General features: G+C 61.6%; 13 protein-coding genes. 6 read left to right on the top strand and 7 right to left on the bottom strand.

The features are described 5' to 3' along the window. Positions 1-467: 467 nt before the first annotated feature. Genes NKJ12_RS27480 through NKJ12_RS27465 form a run of 4 tightly spaced genes read right to left on the bottom strand, consistent with a single transcriptional unit; the run spans position 468 to position 5,033 of the window. On the bottom strand, positions 468-1,667 hold the full coding sequence (locus NKJ12_RS27480) for a mandelate racemase/muconate lactonizing enzyme family protein (protein ID WP_352706362.1): 1,200 nt from the start codon (positions 1,665-1,667) through the stop codon (positions 468-470). 17 nt (positions 1,668-1,684) lie between these two features. Continuing rightward, positions 1,685-3,046 carry a mandelate racemase/muconate lactonizing enzyme family protein gene (locus tag NKJ12_RS27475; protein ID WP_352706361.1) on the bottom strand — a complete coding sequence of 454 codons (1,362 nt, stop codon included), beginning with the start codon at positions 3,044-3,046 and terminating at the stop codon, positions 1,685-1,687. A gap of 55 nt (positions 3,047-3,101) precedes the next feature. Further along, positions 3,102-4,268 (bottom strand): mandelate racemase/muconate lactonizing enzyme family protein, encoded by a 1,167-nt coding sequence (locus tag NKJ12_RS27470; RefSeq protein ID WP_352706358.1) that lies wholly within the window; start codon positions 4,266-4,268, stop codon positions 3,102-3,104. Positions 4,269-4,322: 54 nt separating this feature from the next. Further along, the gene (locus NKJ12_RS27465; RefSeq protein ID WP_023679253.1) at positions 4,323-5,033 is read right to left on the bottom strand and encodes a GntR family transcriptional regulator; all 711 of its coding nucleotides are present in this window, start codon (positions 5,031-5,033) and stop codon (positions 4,323-4,325) included. A gap of 209 nt (positions 5,034-5,242) precedes the next feature. Between NKJ12_RS27465 and NKJ12_RS27460 the strand changes: the two genes are divergently transcribed. The 6 genes from NKJ12_RS27460 to NKJ12_RS27435 all read left to right on the top strand — a co-directional run bounded on the left by NKJ12_RS27460 (position 5,243) and on the right by NKJ12_RS27435 (position 11,711). Further along, on the top strand, positions 5,243-6,721 hold the full coding sequence (locus NKJ12_RS27460) for an ABC transporter substrate-binding protein (protein WP_352706356.1): 1,479 nt from the start codon (positions 5,243-5,245) through the stop codon (positions 6,719-6,721). A gap of 66 nt (positions 6,722-6,787) precedes the next feature. Then, complete coding sequence (locus NKJ12_RS27455; RefSeq protein ID WP_352509049.1) at positions 6,788-7,747, top strand: carbohydrate ABC transporter permease; 960 nt, start codon at positions 6,788-6,790, stop codon at positions 7,745-7,747. Further along, positions 7,744-8,634, top strand: a complete 891-nt coding sequence (locus NKJ12_RS27450) for a carbohydrate ABC transporter permease (RefSeq protein WP_352706354.1) — start codon at positions 7,744-7,746, stop codon at positions 8,632-8,634. The genes NKJ12_RS27455 and NKJ12_RS27450 overlap by 4 nt, the downstream gene beginning before the upstream one ends. 10 nt (positions 8,635-8,644) lie before the next feature. Then, complete coding sequence (locus NKJ12_RS27445; protein WP_352509051.1) at positions 8,645-9,742, top strand: ABC transporter ATP-binding protein; 1,098 nt, start codon at positions 8,645-8,647, stop codon at positions 9,740-9,742. Positions 9,743-9,775: 33 nt separating this feature from the next. Continuing rightward, positions 9,776-10,939, top strand: a complete 1,164-nt coding sequence (locus NKJ12_RS27440) for a mandelate racemase/muconate lactonizing enzyme family protein (RefSeq protein WP_352509052.1) — start codon at positions 9,776-9,778, stop codon at positions 10,937-10,939. 22 nt (positions 10,940-10,961) lie between these two features. Next, positions 10,962-11,711, top strand: coding sequence for a ribonuclease activity regulator RraA (locus NKJ12_RS27435; RefSeq protein WP_352509053.1), 750 nt, complete (start codon positions 10,962-10,964; stop codon positions 11,709-11,711). Here NKJ12_RS27435 and NKJ12_RS27430 read toward each other — a convergent pair whose 3' ends face one another. The 3 genes from NKJ12_RS27430 to NKJ12_RS27420 are packed head-to-tail and all read right to left on the bottom strand — an operon-like array spanning position 11,712 to position 15,274. Next, positions 11,712-12,533 carry an alpha/beta hydrolase gene (locus NKJ12_RS27430; protein ID WP_352706352.1) on the bottom strand — a complete coding sequence of 274 codons (822 nt, stop codon included), beginning with the start codon at positions 12,531-12,533 and terminating at the stop codon, positions 11,712-11,714. 8 nt (positions 12,534-12,541) lie between these two features. Further along, entirely contained in the window at positions 12,542-14,029 is a 1,488-nt protein-coding gene (locus NKJ12_RS27425) for an NAD-dependent succinate-semialdehyde dehydrogenase (protein ID WP_352706350.1), read from the bottom strand. Between the two features lie 18 nt (positions 14,030-14,047). Further along, the gene (locus NKJ12_RS27420; RefSeq protein ID WP_352706349.1) at positions 14,048-15,274 is read right to left on the bottom strand and encodes an iron-containing alcohol dehydrogenase; all 1,227 of its coding nucleotides are present in this window, start codon (positions 15,272-15,274) and stop codon (positions 14,048-14,050) included. Positions 15,275-15,278: the final 4 nt, after the last annotated feature.

Here is a 15,278-nt window from a genome sequence, read left to right as displayed (position 1 = left end):
GGAATGTCGCCGACACGGCGGCGCGGGCAAGCCAGTCGGCCGATCGACGGGCTCGCCCGCCCGCGTCGCGAGGCAATTGCCCATTCTCTAGGGTGTCCATTTGCGTCCCCGCTCGCTGGACCCGGAGGCCGGTTGATCCGCTTCTACGTTCAGGCTACTCGTCGAAATCAGAGCACTGCAGTGTTGTGCATGGCAAGATGATCATTTTCCATGTGGGCTGAAATGTCCACCCTGTGGTTGCCCCGCCACCCGCGACTGGCGTCGCAGATCCACCGGGCGGTCCGGGGATGCCATTGAGACGGGGCGGCTAGACCAGGGAGCGGACCTTGGTCCCGTCGGGCTGAACGTCCGCAATCCTTCTTCAAACGTTAAAGCCGCCATTCCGCTATCGGGCCCCGAAACGGTCATTCCGGATGACAGGCTGCGTGAAGCGGTCCGCGCGGTGCAGGGTGGCACAAGAACATGGTTCAGTCGAAGAAGCCCGCATCCTCTTCCCGGAGATACTTCCTGGCTGCTTCGGCGTCGATGTCGAGGCCCAGCCCCGGCCCGCCCAGCAGGTCCACCATGCTGTCCTTCACGATCTGCGACGGCAGGCCGATTACGAGGTCCTCCCACCACGGGTCGGAGGCGCTCGGGTATTCAAACGCGATGTAGTTGGCGGGCAGGGTGGCGCAGACATTGATCAGCGCGCCGAGGCCTAGAAGGCCGTTCGCGGTGCCGTGCGGTGCCATCAGGATCGAGTGCATATAGGCGTGCTCGGCGACCCATTTGAGCTCGGCAATGCCGCCAATATCGGCCGGATCGGGGCCGATGACGCGCACCGCCTGCGTTTCGATCAGCTCCTTGAAATTGTGCCGCAGATAGATCTGCTCGCCGGTATGGATTGGCGTCGAGGTGGAGGTGGTCAGCTCCCGATAGGCCTGCGGATTGACCCACGGCACATAGTCGCCCGTCAGCATGTCCTCGAGCCACATCAAATTGTACTTCTCGACCCCGCGAGCGAACTTGATCGCATCGGGCAGCATCCAGCCAGGGCCGCAGTCGAGCGCCAGGCTGACCTTGTCGCCCGTCACTTCCTTCATGGCGATCACGCAGTCGAGCATGTGGTTGAAACCGCGTTCGCTGATCACGCCCTGATCCATGGCACCGTGATAGCCAGCCTTCTTCTGCGTCACGCCATAATGGAAGCCCTCGACGGTGTCCTTCATGTTGGAGTGGAACGAGATCCCTTGCTTGATCATGAAGAAGTTCTGCGGCTGCTCCATCATCCATTTCACGTCAGCGGCGTAATCCTCCGGCCGGTCCCCCGTTCGCTTCTGGCGGATCGAGCCGTTGTAGACGCGCACCTTGTCGCGCACCTTGCCGCCGAGCAGTTTGTAGGCCGGCACGCCTGCGGCCTTGCCGGCTATGTCCCACAGCGCATGCTCGATAGCGCTTACCGCCGCGCCATAGGGCTTGAAAGAGCCGCGTTGGCGGATCTTCAGCATCACCCGCTCGACGTCGGTCGGGTCCTCGCCGATCAGCGCCTCGCAGAAATGCAGCACCCAGGGTTTGAGGTAGGTCTTGGTGGACTCGACTTCGCCAAGGCCATAGAGGCCCTCGTCGGTAACGATGCGGACGATGGGATGTTTGCCGATGACGGCGCAGCGGAGGTCGGTGATCTTCATCTTCGGTTCTTTTCGCCTCAGCTCCAGGTGCGGTCCCAGGAATACTCGTTGTCCCAGTGATCCGTGGGCTGCCAGATGCCGGTGACACCCGGCTGCAGATGTTGCGAGATCGCCTCGTCGACGACGTCGTCAATCCCCAGGCCAGGTTTGTCCGGAACAGTGATAAAGCCGTCCTTCACCAACGGCCTGGGAACGCCGGTGACGATATCGTCCCACCAGTCGACATCGGCAGAGTGGTATTCGAGCGCCATGAAGTTTTCGGTCGCGGTCGCGACATGTGCCGCGGCCATTGCGGCGATTGGACTTTCGGCCATGTGGATGGCCATTGCGACGCCGTGGTCCTGCGCCATGTCGCCGATCTTCTTGGTCTCGAGGATGCCCCCGCTGGTGAGCAGGTCCGGGTGGACAATGGAGACGCCGCCGCTCTTGAGCAGGGGCTCGAAGCCCTCCTTAAGGTAGATGTCCTCGCCGGTGCAGATCGGAACCGTGGTGGCGGCCTGCAGTTGCCGGTACTGCTCGGTGTACTGCCATGGGATCACATCCTCGAGCCAGGCCGGCACGTATTTTTCAATCCGCCTGGCGAGCCGAATTCCGTTCTGCAGCGAGATGTGGCCTACATGGTCAATGGCGAGCGGAATATCCATGCCGATAATATCGCGAACCTCGGCAATGTACTGCTCAAGCAGGTCGAGGCCCTTGTCGGAAAAGTGGAGGCCGGTAAACGGATGGGGGACGTTGTGCAAATCGTAGGCGGCATTGCGGGCGCGTCGCTCCTCAAGGGCCTTGACGGGGCCGCGGCCGGGATGGACACGGTACCCTTCAAGTGAGCCGGCAGGGGACACGACCGCACCGGGTACATCCGCGATCTGCATCAGCCCCAGATCCATCTTGAGGAAGGTGAAGCCGAGCTCCATTCGCTGCTTGAGGCGCTTGCCGGTCTCGGTGCCGCTCGGCACGGTAGCGTCGGTGTCGCAATAAACGCGCACCTTCTCCCGAAACCGGCCGCCGAGCATCTGGTAGATGGGCACGCCATAGGCCTTGCCGGCGAGATCCCACAACGCGATCTCGACCGCCGAGACGCCGCCGCCTTGCCGGCCGTGGCCACCGAACTGCTTGATCCGGCGAAACAGGCGGTCGATGTCGCAAGGGTTCTCGCCGAGCAGCCGGCTCTTCAGCATCAGCGCGTAGGTGGCACTGGCGCCGTCGCGCACCTCGCCAAGCCCGACAATGCCCTGGTTGGTGTAGATCTTGAGCAGGGTCGAGGTGAACGGCGCGCCGATGATTTCGGCTATCCGCATGTCGGTGATGCGAAGCTGGGATGGCTTGGAGTTCGCGTTCACCCGATTGAGCGCTTCGTCGGCGCCACCTGTCTTTGCCATGGCTTATCCTCGTTTCGGCTTGTCGCCCCGCACCCTGGGCCGGCACAGAGTGTTGCTAGCCCAGCTCGATCTCGTGGGCCTGCAGGTAGTCGCGATCCATCTCAATGCCGAGACCAGGCTTCGACGTCAGCTTGAGGCTGCCGTTCGAAATGTCGAGTGGTCTGTCGATCAGGTGATCGTATTTGCCCAGGTTCCACTCCGATGTCTCGAGTTTGTAGAAGTTGGGAACGGTCATCATCACCTGCGCTCCCGCAACCACGTTGATTGGTCCGGCGGCGTCATGTGGCGAGACCGGCACGTAGTAGGCTTCGCACAGCGCAGAAATTTTCTTGAGTTCGGTAATGCCGCCGGTCCAGGTAACGTCGGGCATGATGTAGTCGGCGAGCCTGTTCTCAAGTACCGGCACGAAATCCCATTTCGTGTGGCCGCGCTCGCCCCATGAGATAGCGGTATTGACCTTCTCACGCACCTGTTTGAGCGCGTTAAGGCTCTCGGGCGGGCAGGGCTCCTCAAACCAGTCGATCTGGCCGGCCTCCTCGAGACTCCGACAGAGGCGAATGGCGGTGGGGACGTCGAAGCGGCCATGCGCATCGATGAGAATGTCGATATCGGGTCCTGCCGTTTCGCGGATCAGAGCCGTGAGCTCGGCGGCTTCGCGCTCGTCCTTGCGGGTCATGCTGCCATCGAGGTAGCCGTCCCGCTGTTCGCGGGGCAGGCCATCGGCGCTGCGGCCCTGGTGGGGGTAGGGATCGAACTTGAGCGCAGTGTGTCCGGACTCGACAATGTCTAGAATTTCGCGGACCACAGCCTCCTTGCTGGTGAATTTGGCCTGGTTGGGATGGGTGTAGAGCGCGATTTCATCGCGTACCGGCCCGCCCAGCAGCTCGTAAATCGGCTTGCCGAGGACTTTGCCCCGGATGTCCCAGAGGGCAATATCGATGGCGCTCACGCATTCGACGGCGGCGCCGCGGCTTCCCATGTAGGTGAAGCTGCGGAAGATCTTGTGCCAGAGATGCTCGATACGCGCCGGATCCTCTCCTGTCACGGCGACGCCGATCTGCCGCAGGATCGTGCAGAGAGCGCGGTTGGCGAGCCTTGTCGTGGTGGTGATCTCTCCCCAGCCACTCACTCCCTCGTCGGTCGTCACTTCGACGAACAGGAACTCTCCCCAGTAGGAAGCATCGGACTTGATCAGCCACGGCCGAATGCTCGTGATTTTCATCTCAACTACCTTTGCCTGAAAATGGTCAGCTAACGATGTTCTGGACTGGACATTCTATCCGGCCCGAGCGGCGTTGCGCGCTCGCATCTGTTCGAGAATATGCCGACCCGAACCCTCGACATGGCGGGAAACGAGTTCGGCCGCCTTGTCGGCCTCTCCCGCCTTCACAAGCGCGATGAGTTCGCGGTGCTCGCGCATGATCGCGGCACGTCGCGCCAGCGTGAAATTGAAACGACGGCTCACGGCTCGCAGCACTTCGCGATGCTTCCACCAAAGCTCGGCCGCGTGGCGGTTGTAGTGCCGCTGGTACATCACGGTGTGGAAAGCGGTATCCAGCTCACTATGCCTGAATGTGTCGGCGAAATTGTTCTCTTCGATCAGGCCTTGGAGACGTTCGAGTTCGGCGATGTCCTCGCCGGTCGCCATATTCACAAACCATCGTGTCAGGGCTGGCTCGATCAGAACACCGATCTCGTAGATATCCCGGACAAAATCCTGATCAATGGGTCGGACGCGCGCCCCGCGGTTGGCGACAAAGGTGACAAACCCTTCGCCGCGCAACAACTGCAGGGCCTCGCGCACAGGATTGGTCGAAGTGCCGTGACGCCGGGCGAGATCGGTGACGACAAGCCGTTCGTTGGCGGCGAGCCGTCCCTCGATGATGTCTTCCCGGATCAATTCATAAAGCGAGGCGCCCTCGCTGGAGGCCCCGATGGGATCGGTCCCCACCGGTGGCATCGCTTTGAAATCGCTGATTTCGGCCAAGGCCGGGCTCCCCAATTTAATACATACCTTGCCCGATATCACACACGGCTTTCGCAAACAATGTACGATTCTGCGCGTTGACAGGCAATCCATGATCTGAAAACGTACCAAGTGATCGAGAGGATACACTGAGCTGACAGAAGCATCCTCGCGATCGAAACGAGCAAGGACCGCTCTAGGGCGGCATGGGAGAACCAGGGAGGATACCTATGACGAGAATTGCGCTCGGCAGTGCCGTCCTGCGCGGCACTGTCGCCACTGCTTTGATGGCATCCCTGACGTCTACATCGGCGCTGGGTGCACCGCCGGTCGATCTGAGCAAGTGGTCGCCGGAATATGTGCGCTCGATTGCGGGCACACAGGATTTTGACACGGCGGCCGATTGCGCCAAGGTCACCCCGCTCGATTACAAGGGGCGACTGACTTTCTGGTATCAGGGCGTGTTCGAGGGCGACCCCGACCTCCTGCGCCAGTACTACAAGGATTTCTTCGAGACCTTCCGCAAAACCTATCCGAACATCCAGCTCGAGGAACAAGCCCTTACCTATAACGATCTTCTCGACAAGTTCCGCACCGCGCTCCTGGGCAATGCCGCGCCGATGGCGGTTCGCCTGCAAATCCTGGGTGGCACCGAGTTCGCCTCAAAGGGCTATCTGCAGCCGCTCAAGCCAGAGGATGTGGGGTATTCGACCGAGGATTTCTGGCCCGGCGCCATGAAGGCCGTGACCTGGGAGGGCGTGACCTACGGCATTCCGACCAACAACGAGACGATGGCGTTCATCTGGAACGCCGACATCTTCAAGCGTGCCGGCCTCGATCCGAACAAGCCGCCCGCAACGTGGGACGACGTGGTCAAGTATTCCAAGCAGATCCACGATAAGCTCGGCATTGCCGGATATGGCCTCGTGGCTCGCAAGAATGCCGGCAATACGCCGTACCGCTTCATGCCGCAGCTATGGGCCTATGGCGGCGGCGTCTTCGACGAAGCGACGCCGAATCCAACCTATGAGCAGGTCCAGCTCGATAGCCCGCAGAGCAAGGCAGCGCTGCAAGCCTCCTACGACATGTATGTTCGCGACAAGTCGGTTCCGGTTTCGGCACTCACCAACCAGCAGGCCGATAATCAGCCCCTGTTCGTCGCCGGCCAGCTCGGCATGATGATCTCGCACCCGTCCGATTACAACGTGATGCTCGACCTGCAGAAAAAGGCGACGGGCACCGACAAGGACAAGGCGCAGACGGTCATCGACAACATGCGCTACGGCCTGATCCCGACCGGCCCCGACGGCAAGCGCGCCGTCGTGTTCGGCGGCTCGAACATTCACATCCTGAAGCCCGAATATGTCGAGGGCGGCAAGGTGGACGAGCCGGCTGCAAAGGCCATCATCTGCATGTGGACGAGCCCCGAATGGTCGCTGAAGATGGCCTACGCCGGCTCGAATCCGGGCAACCTCAACGGCTTCAAGACCAAGTGGATGAAGGAACGTCTGGACAACATCAAGTTCCTCGATGTCACGACGTCGATGCTGCCATACGGCATCCCGTTCCCAGCGCTGCCGCAGGCCCCCGAGATCATGAACATCATCATCCCGGACATGCTGCAGAACGCCCTGACCGGAGCGATGACCGTCGACCAGGCAGCGGACGACGCAGCCAAGAGGGTGAGAGAGCTGATGGGCGGACTCTAGCCCAGACCTGACCGGCTGGGCCGATGGTCCAGCCGGTTCGTTCCGAAGAATAAGGGCACGCCACAAGTGACGATCGTGACCGGCAAGGCCGAGGCTCGCCGAAGATTGCAACCCGGTACCGCCGGCGCGCTGCGGAAGATCTGGCAGCATCGCGCGGACTACGCGTACGTGCTCCCGGCGATCGCGGTGATGCTCATCGTCATCGCCTATCCGATCTACTACACGGTCGAGCTGTCGTTCTTTAAGACACCGCCTGGCCTGCAGCTCCGCGATAAGACCTTCATCGGCTTCGACAACTACACGACCATCCTCACCAGTCAGGTGTTCTGGAAAGTCACCTGGAACACTTTGATCTGGACACTGGGGTCAACTTTCATCTCCTTTGTTCTGGGGTTTGCCACAGCGCTGGCGCTCCACCGCGACTTCATCGGCCGTGGCGTCTTGCGCGCTGTCCTGATCATCCCTTGGGTCATCAGTGCCGTCGCCGCCTCCTACATCTGGAAGTGGATCTACCATTCGGACTTCGGAATCATCGGCGCGGTGCTGGTTGGCCTCGGATTGGCCGACCAGCCGCCGAATTTCATCGACAATGTCAGCACGGTGCTGCCCTCCCTGATCGTCGTCAATATCTGGCGCGAGTTTCCGTTCGCCATGATCATGATGATGGCCGGCCTGCAGACAGTCCCCGACCAGTTGCTGCGCGCCGCAAAAGTCGACGGTGCCAATGCATGGCAGCGCTTTTGGCACGTCACCTTCCCGCACTTGCGCAACGTCTCGGTGGTGACGATGCTGCTGCTCGCGGTGGCCAACTTCAATTCCTTCATCATCCCCTGGATCATGACCGGCGGCGGGCCGTCGAATGCATCGCATATCTGGATAACCCATATTTATGAGCTCGCCTTCGGACGGCAGCGCTGGGGCGTGGCATCGGCCTATTCGGTGCTCCTGTTCCTCACACTGATGACGCTGGGCTACTTCTACGTCCGTGCGTTAAGCGGCAACGAACGGAAAGAGGGGAGCGCATGAGCACGATTGCCGAGACAGCCCCTCGAGCCCAGGCCCGTCGCCGCATGCGCGTCGACGGATGGCGGTGGGCCGGGCGCATATTCCTCGTGTTCATGCTGCTTTATACCGCGTTGCCGATGATCTGGATGCTGATCACCTCGATCAAGTCCGGATTCGCGGCGACACAATTCCCGCCGCAATGGTGGCCGGACGAACCTACCCTCGCCAGCTACCAGAAACTGCTCGATGCGCAGAACAGCGTCGGCCAGGACTTCCTCCGCTTCTTCTGGAACAGCCTTTTCGTGTCGACCGTCACGACAATTCTTTCGGTGATCGTGGCTGTCCCTGCGGCCTACGCGTTTTCGCGCTTCAGTTTCCCCGGCCGGAATTTCCTGTTCTTTGCCGTGCTGCTGCGCAATATGTTCCCGGCGGTGATCTTTCTCGTGCCACTCTTCATCCTGATGCGCGCCATCGGTCTGATAAACACGCACGGCTCGCTGATCCTCACCTATCTCACCTTCGGCCTGCCGCTGGCGATCTGGCTGCTCAAGGGCTTTTACGACAACATCCCGGTGCAGCTTGAGCAGGCGGCGCGCATTGATGGCGCCACACGGTTCCAGGCCTTCATCATGATCGTGATGCCGCTCTCGACGCCGGGGATTATCGCCACCGCAATCTATTCCTTCATCGGCGCGTGGAACGAGTACATCTACGCCTACACCTTCCTCTCCAAGAACGAGCAGTTGACGCTGCCGGTCGGCATCCAACGCTTCTTCTCGGAAAATACGACGGACTTTCCGGGCCTGATGGCGGCGAGCTTCATGATGAGCGTGCCCGTCGTGGTGCTGTTCCTGGTCCTGCAACGATACTTTGTACGCGCCCTTACAGAAGGCGCGGTCAAGCACTAGGGAGTTGCCGATGGCCCACGTGGTCCTCCAAGATCTCGTCAAGAGCTATGGCAGCTTCAAAGCTGTCAACCACGTCTCACTGACGGTCAATGACGGCGAGTTCGTTGCGCTCGTCGGCCCTTCAGGCTGCGGCAAGACAACCACGCTCAATCTCGTCGCCGGGCTGACCCCGATCTCATCGGGCGACATCATCATCGGCGAGCGGGTGGTCAACGACCTCGACCCCAAGGACCGGGACATCGCAATGGTGTTCCAGAACTACGCGCTCTACCCGCAGAAATCGGTCTACAAGAACCTGGCGTTCCCGCTTCAAATGCGCAAACTCCCCAGGGACGAGATCGACAAGAAGGTCAAGGAAGCGGCGCGAGTGCTCGACATGACGCATCTGCTCGAGCGCAAGCCGCGCGAACTTTCGGGCGGACAGCAGCAGCGTGTGGCCCTTGGCCGTGCCCTCGTTCGCGACCCCGCCGTGTTCCTCATGGACGAGCCACTGTCTAACCTCGATGCCAAACTGCGCGTGCAGATGCGGTCGGAGATCAAGCGTTTCCACCAGGACCTCAAGGCGACGATCATCTATGTGACGCACGACCAGCTCGAAGCCGTGACCATGGCTGACAAGATGGCGGTGATGAATGGCGGCTACCTGCAGCAATACGATTCACCGGCGCAGGTCTTTGCCCATCCGGTGAACATGTTCGTGGCCAGCTTCATCGGCAGCCCGGCGATGAGCCTTATTCCGCTAGAGGCCTCGATGGCAAACGGCAACACGGTGTTGACCGGCGCCGAGGGCTGGCGCCTTGAGCTCTCAGCGCGCAATGCCCAGAAGGTGGCGAAAGCGACGACCCGGAAAGTCGTGCTCGGCGCACGTCACTCGACGATCAAGCTCCACAAGAGTGCGGTACCAGGCAGCGTCCCTGCCAAGGCCTATACGGTGGAGCCGACCGGCGACGTCACCTTTGTTCAGGCGTTCCTGTCCGGCGCCATCGTCAACGTCAGCGTGCCGCCGAACATTGCCGTCGCGCCCGACGAGCAGATCTGGCTCGAGTTCGACCAGGAGCGGATGCATCTGTTCGACGGCGAAACTGAAATGGCCCTCAAGGCCAACTGAGATAGCGCGAATGCGCGTGAAACGTGGGCGTGGATGACTGAGAAGCTTAAGATCACCGCGATCAAGCCCTATCCGGTTTGGGTGGGAACCCGCAATCAGATGCTCGTCAAGATCGAGACCGACCAAGGCATCTTCGGCTGGGGCGAGAGCGGCTTGAGCGGTCGCGAGAGGGCCGTGGCCGGCGCGGTCGAGCACTATCGCGAGTTTCTCATCGGCCGCGACCCGATGCAGATCGGGCGGATCTGGCAGGAGGTTTACCGCAGCCAGTACTTCGAAGGCGGGCGAGTCCTTCAGGCGGCGATTTCCGCCATCGACATCGCCCTTCACGACATCAAGGGCAAGGCGCTGGGCGTGCCGGTCTATGAGCTGCTGGGCGGCAAGCAGCGCGACCGCATCCCCACCTTCGCCTCGACCGGCGACGAGGCCGAAGGCGATGTTGCCATCGAACGGGCGCGCGAGCTTCGCGCACAGGGGTGGCAGGCAATCCGCTTCTTCCCTTTCGGGCAAAACAGCAAGGACATCTTCGAGCCGCGCGAGTCCATCGGCGCTACCGCGAGTATGCTGAACAAGGCGCGCGAGGCGCTGGGCGGCGACGTGGTCCTCGGTCTCGACTATCATCATCGGCTGTCGGTGGCAGAGGCGGCGAGCTTCTGCAACAAGCTCGGCCGCGGCGTGCTTGATTTCCTCGAGGAGCCGATACGGGCTGAGACGCCGGAGGCCTATGAATCACTGCGCACGATGACCGACATCCCCTTTGCCATCGGCGAGGAATTTGCCAGCAAGTGGCAGTTCCTGCCCTACATCGAGCGCGGCATCCATCAGTTCAACCGGATCGATGTCTGCAATGTCGGCGGGCTCACCGAGGCGATGAAAATCGCTGGCTGGAGCGAGGCGCATTATGTGGACCTGATGCCGCACAATCCGCTTGGTCCAGTGTGCACGGCCGCGACCGTGCATCTCGCTGCAGCGGTACCCAACTTCGCGTGGCTCGAGACCAGGGCGCCCGAAACGAAGCTGGGCTTCGACAATTCCGACTTCTTCCCCGTGCAACCACGGCTCGACGGGACCGATTACCCGGTCGGCGATCTGCCGGGGCTCGGCGTCGAGGTCAACGAAGTTGCGGTCCAGGCGCAAAGTCTGCGTTTCTGGGAAGCGCCTCACCTTAGGCGCCGCGACGGTTCTGTTACGAACTGGTAGTTCCATTCAATCGGAGTCCACAATGACGCATACTTCCGACATCATGCGGCCGCCTAAAGACCTGATCGACGCGCTAAGGGAGATCGGCGCCGCGACGGTGGCCGGCACGCTTGGCCACATGGGCTTCCGCAATCCGCACATGGTCGGTCCGGTGGCGCAAAACCACGGGAAATCGATCGTCGGGCCGGCGTTGACGCTGCAGTTCCTGCCGCAGCGGCCGGACCTCTTCACCGAGGGAGAATATGCCGATCCGGAGACGCAACTGCACCGGCACGTGCTCTATCACGCGCAGGAGGGCGATGTGGTCGTGGTCGACGCGCGCGGCGACATGAGCTCGGGCGTCTTCGGCGATATGATGTCGACCTATTTCAAGGGCAGGGGTGGGGCGGGTATCGTCATCGACGGATGCATGCGCGACCGGCCCAATGTCGAAAAGCTCGACCTGCCCCTATGGCTGCGCGGCTGGACGCCAAACTATCATGTGCAGACCAGCATCTATCCCAATGCCGTCAACGTCCCGATTGCCTGCGGCGGTGTCACGGTGATCCCCGGCGACATCATCGTCGCCGACGACGACGGCGTGGTGGTGCTTCCCGTCGTAATGGCCCCGAAGGTGATCGAAGAATCACAGAAGCATCACGATTGGGAGGAGTTCTCGCGAGCGAAGCTCATGGAGGGCGGGCCGTTGCAACGCTACTATCCGTTGCATGACGATGCCCGCGGGGAGTACGAGGAGTGGCGCAAAACAAACCGCCCCGAGAACCCGAGTTAGTCAGCAGGCCTTGGCGATCAGTTTTGCAAGGCAATCGGCAGCCTCAGTCCCCGGCACGCCAAGATCTCTGACACTGTCCATGTGGTTGCGGTTCGGGAGCACATGCGACGTTACTAGCGATCCCTGCCGCAGCAAGCTTGCTTTGAATCGATCGGCTTGCTGATGGAAGGGTGGCGTCTCATTGGCTCCGACCAGAACCGCCGTCTTGGTTTGAGGATCATGCCGACAAGCGAGAGGTGTGAACATGGCGACTTCCTCGTCGGTGATTCCAATCTCGTTGGCGAGAAAGGAATCCTGGAGCGGCTTCAAATCATAGAGCCCGCTCAACAGAAGGGCTGCCCTCACATTCGAGGGGGTATGCTCTCCCTCGAACAGAAACGTTGCAAGATGTGCTCCTGCCGAATGACCACTGACAGTCAGGGCCATCGGGTTTCCACCATGATCGGCGATGTTGGCCAGGACCCACTGCTTGGCGCGGCGCACCTGGTCGACGATCCTCGCCATTCTGACCTTGGGCATCAGAGCGTAATCAAGGATGACGGCAATGGCCCCGGCCTGGGTAATCGTCGTCGCCATATATGAATAATCGCGCTTGGAGAACATTCTCCAGTAGCCGCCGTGGACAAAGACGTGCACTGGCAGGGCCGTTCTTTTGCCTGCGGGGAAGAACAGGTCCATGGTTTCGGTCGGATCCGGTCCGTAGGCCACGTCCGCGGTCATCGCAATAGTGGCGCGGGCGGCCTTGCTGCGATCAACGAAGTCCTGCACGATTTCGTCAAATTCCGCGACGTGGTCGCGGATGCGAAAGGGGTCGCCTTGCATTCTTCTGCTCACATGCTGATGGCGAGGTATTTCGCCTCCATGAATTCCGCAATGCCGTGATGCTGCCCTCCCTCGCGGCCGAGCCCGCTCTGCTTGACGCCGCCGAAGGGGGCAGCCGGATCGGACATCAGCCCGCGGTTGAGAGCAATCATCCCGGCCTCGATCCGGGAGGCCACCCGCATCCCGCCCGCCAGATCGCGCGTGTAGATGTAGGCAGCAAGCCCATATTCAGTGTCATTGGCGCGCGCGATGACCTCGGCCTCGGTTTCGAAGCTGGAGATTGGCGCCACCGGCCCGAATATCTCCTCATGCGCCATCTTTGCGTCGCCTGGCACGTCGCGAAGCACTGTCGGAGGGTAGAAGAAGCCACGTCCGGGCAGGACTGAGCCGCCGCACATGACCCGCGCGCCGCGTGCGACCGCGTCGGTGACAAGGCGGTCTATCTTCTCGACCGCCTTTTTCGTAATCATTGGCCCGCATTCCGTGTCCGGATCAGTGCCGGGGCCGACCTTGAGCGACGACATCCGCTTCTCGAGGCCATCCGAAAAGGCTTCGTAGATGCCGGATTGCACGTAGAGGCGGTTCGCGGCGGTGCAGGCCTCGCCGGCGTTGCGCATCTTGGCCACCATTGCGCCATCGAGCGCCGCTTCGAGATCGGCGTCGTCGAACACGATAAAAGGGGCATTGCCTCCGAGCTCCATCGAACACGAAACCACATGCCTGGCAGCTTCTGCCAGCAGAGCGCGACCCACACCCGTCGAGCCGGTGAAGGAGAGTTTGCGCACTCGCGGATCGGCCAGCATGGCGGCTGTCAAAGGCCCGGGACTGGAAGTTGTCAGGACGTTGACCACCCCCGGTGGAACGCCTGCGTCCTGGTAGAGCGCAGCCAGCGCGTAGGCGGTAAGCGGGGTCTCACTGGCCGGCTTCAGGATCACCGTGCATCCAGCGGCAAGTGCCGGCGCGATCTTGCGCGTCGCCATTGCGGCAGGAAAATTCCAGGGCGTGATCAGGACGCAGATGCCGATCGGTTCGTAGTCGACCACGATGCGGTTGGTGCCGGAAGGCGCAGTACCGAATTCACCGGTAATGCGAACCGCCTCCTCGGCATTCCAACGGAAAAACTCCGCGGCGTAAGCGATCTCGCCTCGGGCATCCCGCAGGGCCTTTCCATTTTCCAATGCGATGAGAGTAGCCAGCGCTTCCGATCGTTCCGTCATCAGTTCAAAGCAGCGTCGGAGGATCTCGGAGCGCTTTCGCGGCGACGTTGTCCGCCAGCCATGGGCTGCCTTGGCAGCGGCGTCAACGGCGGCGGCCGCGTCCTCCAAGGTCGCATCGGGTACGGCCGCGATGATGGCTTCCGTCGAGGGATCGATAACCGGAATTACCTTGCCATCCGCGGACTGCCGCCATTGGCCGTCAATATAGAGCCCGTGCGAAATTGTGTGGAAGTCGCTGACGCCCTGATCATCCGACAGAACCTGTGAAAACGTGTTCATCTCGATATTCCCGATTGTTTACACCGCGCAGCTGGCGAGGTCGCCATCAAAGGCGGCCTGGACCAGGCGTCGCATGGACCTCAAATCGAATGGCCGCGGATTGTTCTTGATGAGGCGCTCGATACCGATCGCTTGTTCCGCCGTCCAATCGAGCTTGTCGGCGGGCAGCCCTAGCTCGGCCAACGAGGGGGTGATCCCGATTGCCCCAAACAGGCGACTGACCTCGCCAATGGTCGCGTCGGCCAACTCGTCCGGCGTCCGGCCTTTTCCATCGAGGCAGAGCGCGCTGGCGATCTCGGCCATCTCGGTCGCTGTGGCTGTTCTGTTGTACTTCATGACATACGGCAACATGGTGGCGACACCCAATCCGTGAGCGGTGTGGGTTATCGCGCCGACCGGATATTGTACGGCGTGCGCTGCCGCCGTGCCGGCCGTTCCGAACGCGCAGCCGGCTGCAAGTGCGCCCATCATCACGTCGGCCCGGGCGTCCTCGTCAGAGGGCCGGCGGTATGCCGTTTCAAGGCTTCGGCCAAGCAGCTTGATCGCCAGCAGGGCGAAATGGTCGGTCAAGGCGGTTTTGCCGATAAAGACATGTTTCTGCGGAAGGCCGGGATCGGTTCCGCGCCTGGCGGCGGTGAAGGCCTCGATTGCATGCGTCAGCGCATCGGCGCCTGCGATCGCCGTCAATCCCGGCGGGCATGTCATCGTCAGTTCAGGGTCGCATATGGCTGCGGCCGCTATCAGATAAGGGCTGGAGATGCCGACCTTCAGTGTGCGATCCGGATCCGAGATCACGGCAACCGGGGTCACTTCAGAGCCGGTTCCGGCTGTCGTCGGCACCGCGATCAACGGCAGCGTTGGACCGGGCACCTTGAACTCGCCGTAGTAATCCTGGAGCTGACCGCCGTGGCTCATGAGCAACGCGGCGCATTTGGCCATGTCGAGACAACTGCCGCCGCCAATGCCGATCACCATGTCGGGCGCGAACTTCCGCGCCTCCTCGACGCAGACGGCAACCGTGTCTCGGGGAACGTCGGGTAGGACTCGGTCATGCACCAGCACATCTATCGCGGCGGCTCGCAGCGCCGCGACAATCGCTGCGAACGAGCCCGTTGCGGCAAAACGTTCATCGGTGCAGACGAGCGCGCGACGCCCGAGCCTGGCCGCGACAACCGGAATGACGTGGCGTTGGCCCTTCCCGAAGAGGATTTCGCGCGGCAGCCTTATGGCAGCGAAAAGGCTCATGCCG

Origin of the sequence: Mesorhizobium sp. M0195, assembly GCF_040322115.1 — a bacterium.
Taxonomy (GTDB): Bacteria; Pseudomonadota; Alphaproteobacteria; order Rhizobiales; family Rhizobiaceae; genus Mesorhizobium.
This window is presented reverse-complemented; position numbering and strand designations above follow the sequence as displayed.

What these genes read in the sequence shown, in the direction of transcription:
- NKJ12_RS27480 (WP_352706362.1), bottom strand. Translation starts at nt 1,667, where the DNA reads ATGAAGATCACCGACCTCCGCTGCGCCGTCATCGGCAAACATCCCATC.
- NKJ12_RS27475 (WP_352706361.1), bottom strand. Translation starts at nt 3,046, where the DNA reads ATGGCAAAGACAGGTGGCGCCGACGAAGCGCTCAATCGGGTGAACGCG.
- NKJ12_RS27470 (WP_352706358.1), bottom strand. Translation starts at nt 4,268, where the DNA reads ATGAAAATCACGAGCATTCGGCCGTGGCTGATCAAGTCCGATGCTTCC.
- NKJ12_RS27460 (WP_352706356.1), top strand. Translation starts at nt 5,243, where the DNA reads ATGACGAGAATTGCGCTCGGCAGTGCCGTCCTGCGCGGCACTGTCGCC.
- NKJ12_RS27450 (WP_352706354.1), top strand. Translation starts at nt 7,744, where the DNA reads ATGAGCACGATTGCCGAGACAGCCCCTCGAGCCCAGGCCCGTCGCCGC.
- NKJ12_RS27445 (WP_352509051.1), top strand. Translation starts at nt 8,645, where the DNA reads ATGGCCCACGTGGTCCTCCAAGATCTCGTCAAGAGCTATGGCAGCTTC.
- NKJ12_RS27440 (WP_352509052.1), top strand. Translation starts at nt 9,776, where the DNA reads ATGACTGAGAAGCTTAAGATCACCGCGATCAAGCCCTATCCGGTTTGG.
- NKJ12_RS27435 (WP_352509053.1), top strand. Translation starts at nt 10,962, where the DNA reads ATGACGCATACTTCCGACATCATGCGGCCGCCTAAAGACCTGATCGAC.
- NKJ12_RS27430 (WP_352706352.1), bottom strand. Translation starts at nt 12,533, where the DNA reads ATGCAAGGCGACCCCTTTCGCATCCGCGACCACGTCGCGGAATTTGAC.
- NKJ12_RS27425 (WP_352706350.1), bottom strand. Translation starts at nt 14,029, where the DNA reads ATGAACACGTTTTCACAGGTTCTGTCGGATGATCAGGGCGTCAGCGAC.
- NKJ12_RS27420 (WP_352706349.1), bottom strand. Translation starts at nt 15,274, where the DNA reads ATGAGCCTTTTCGCTGCCATAAGGCTGCCGCGCGAAATCCTCTTCGGG.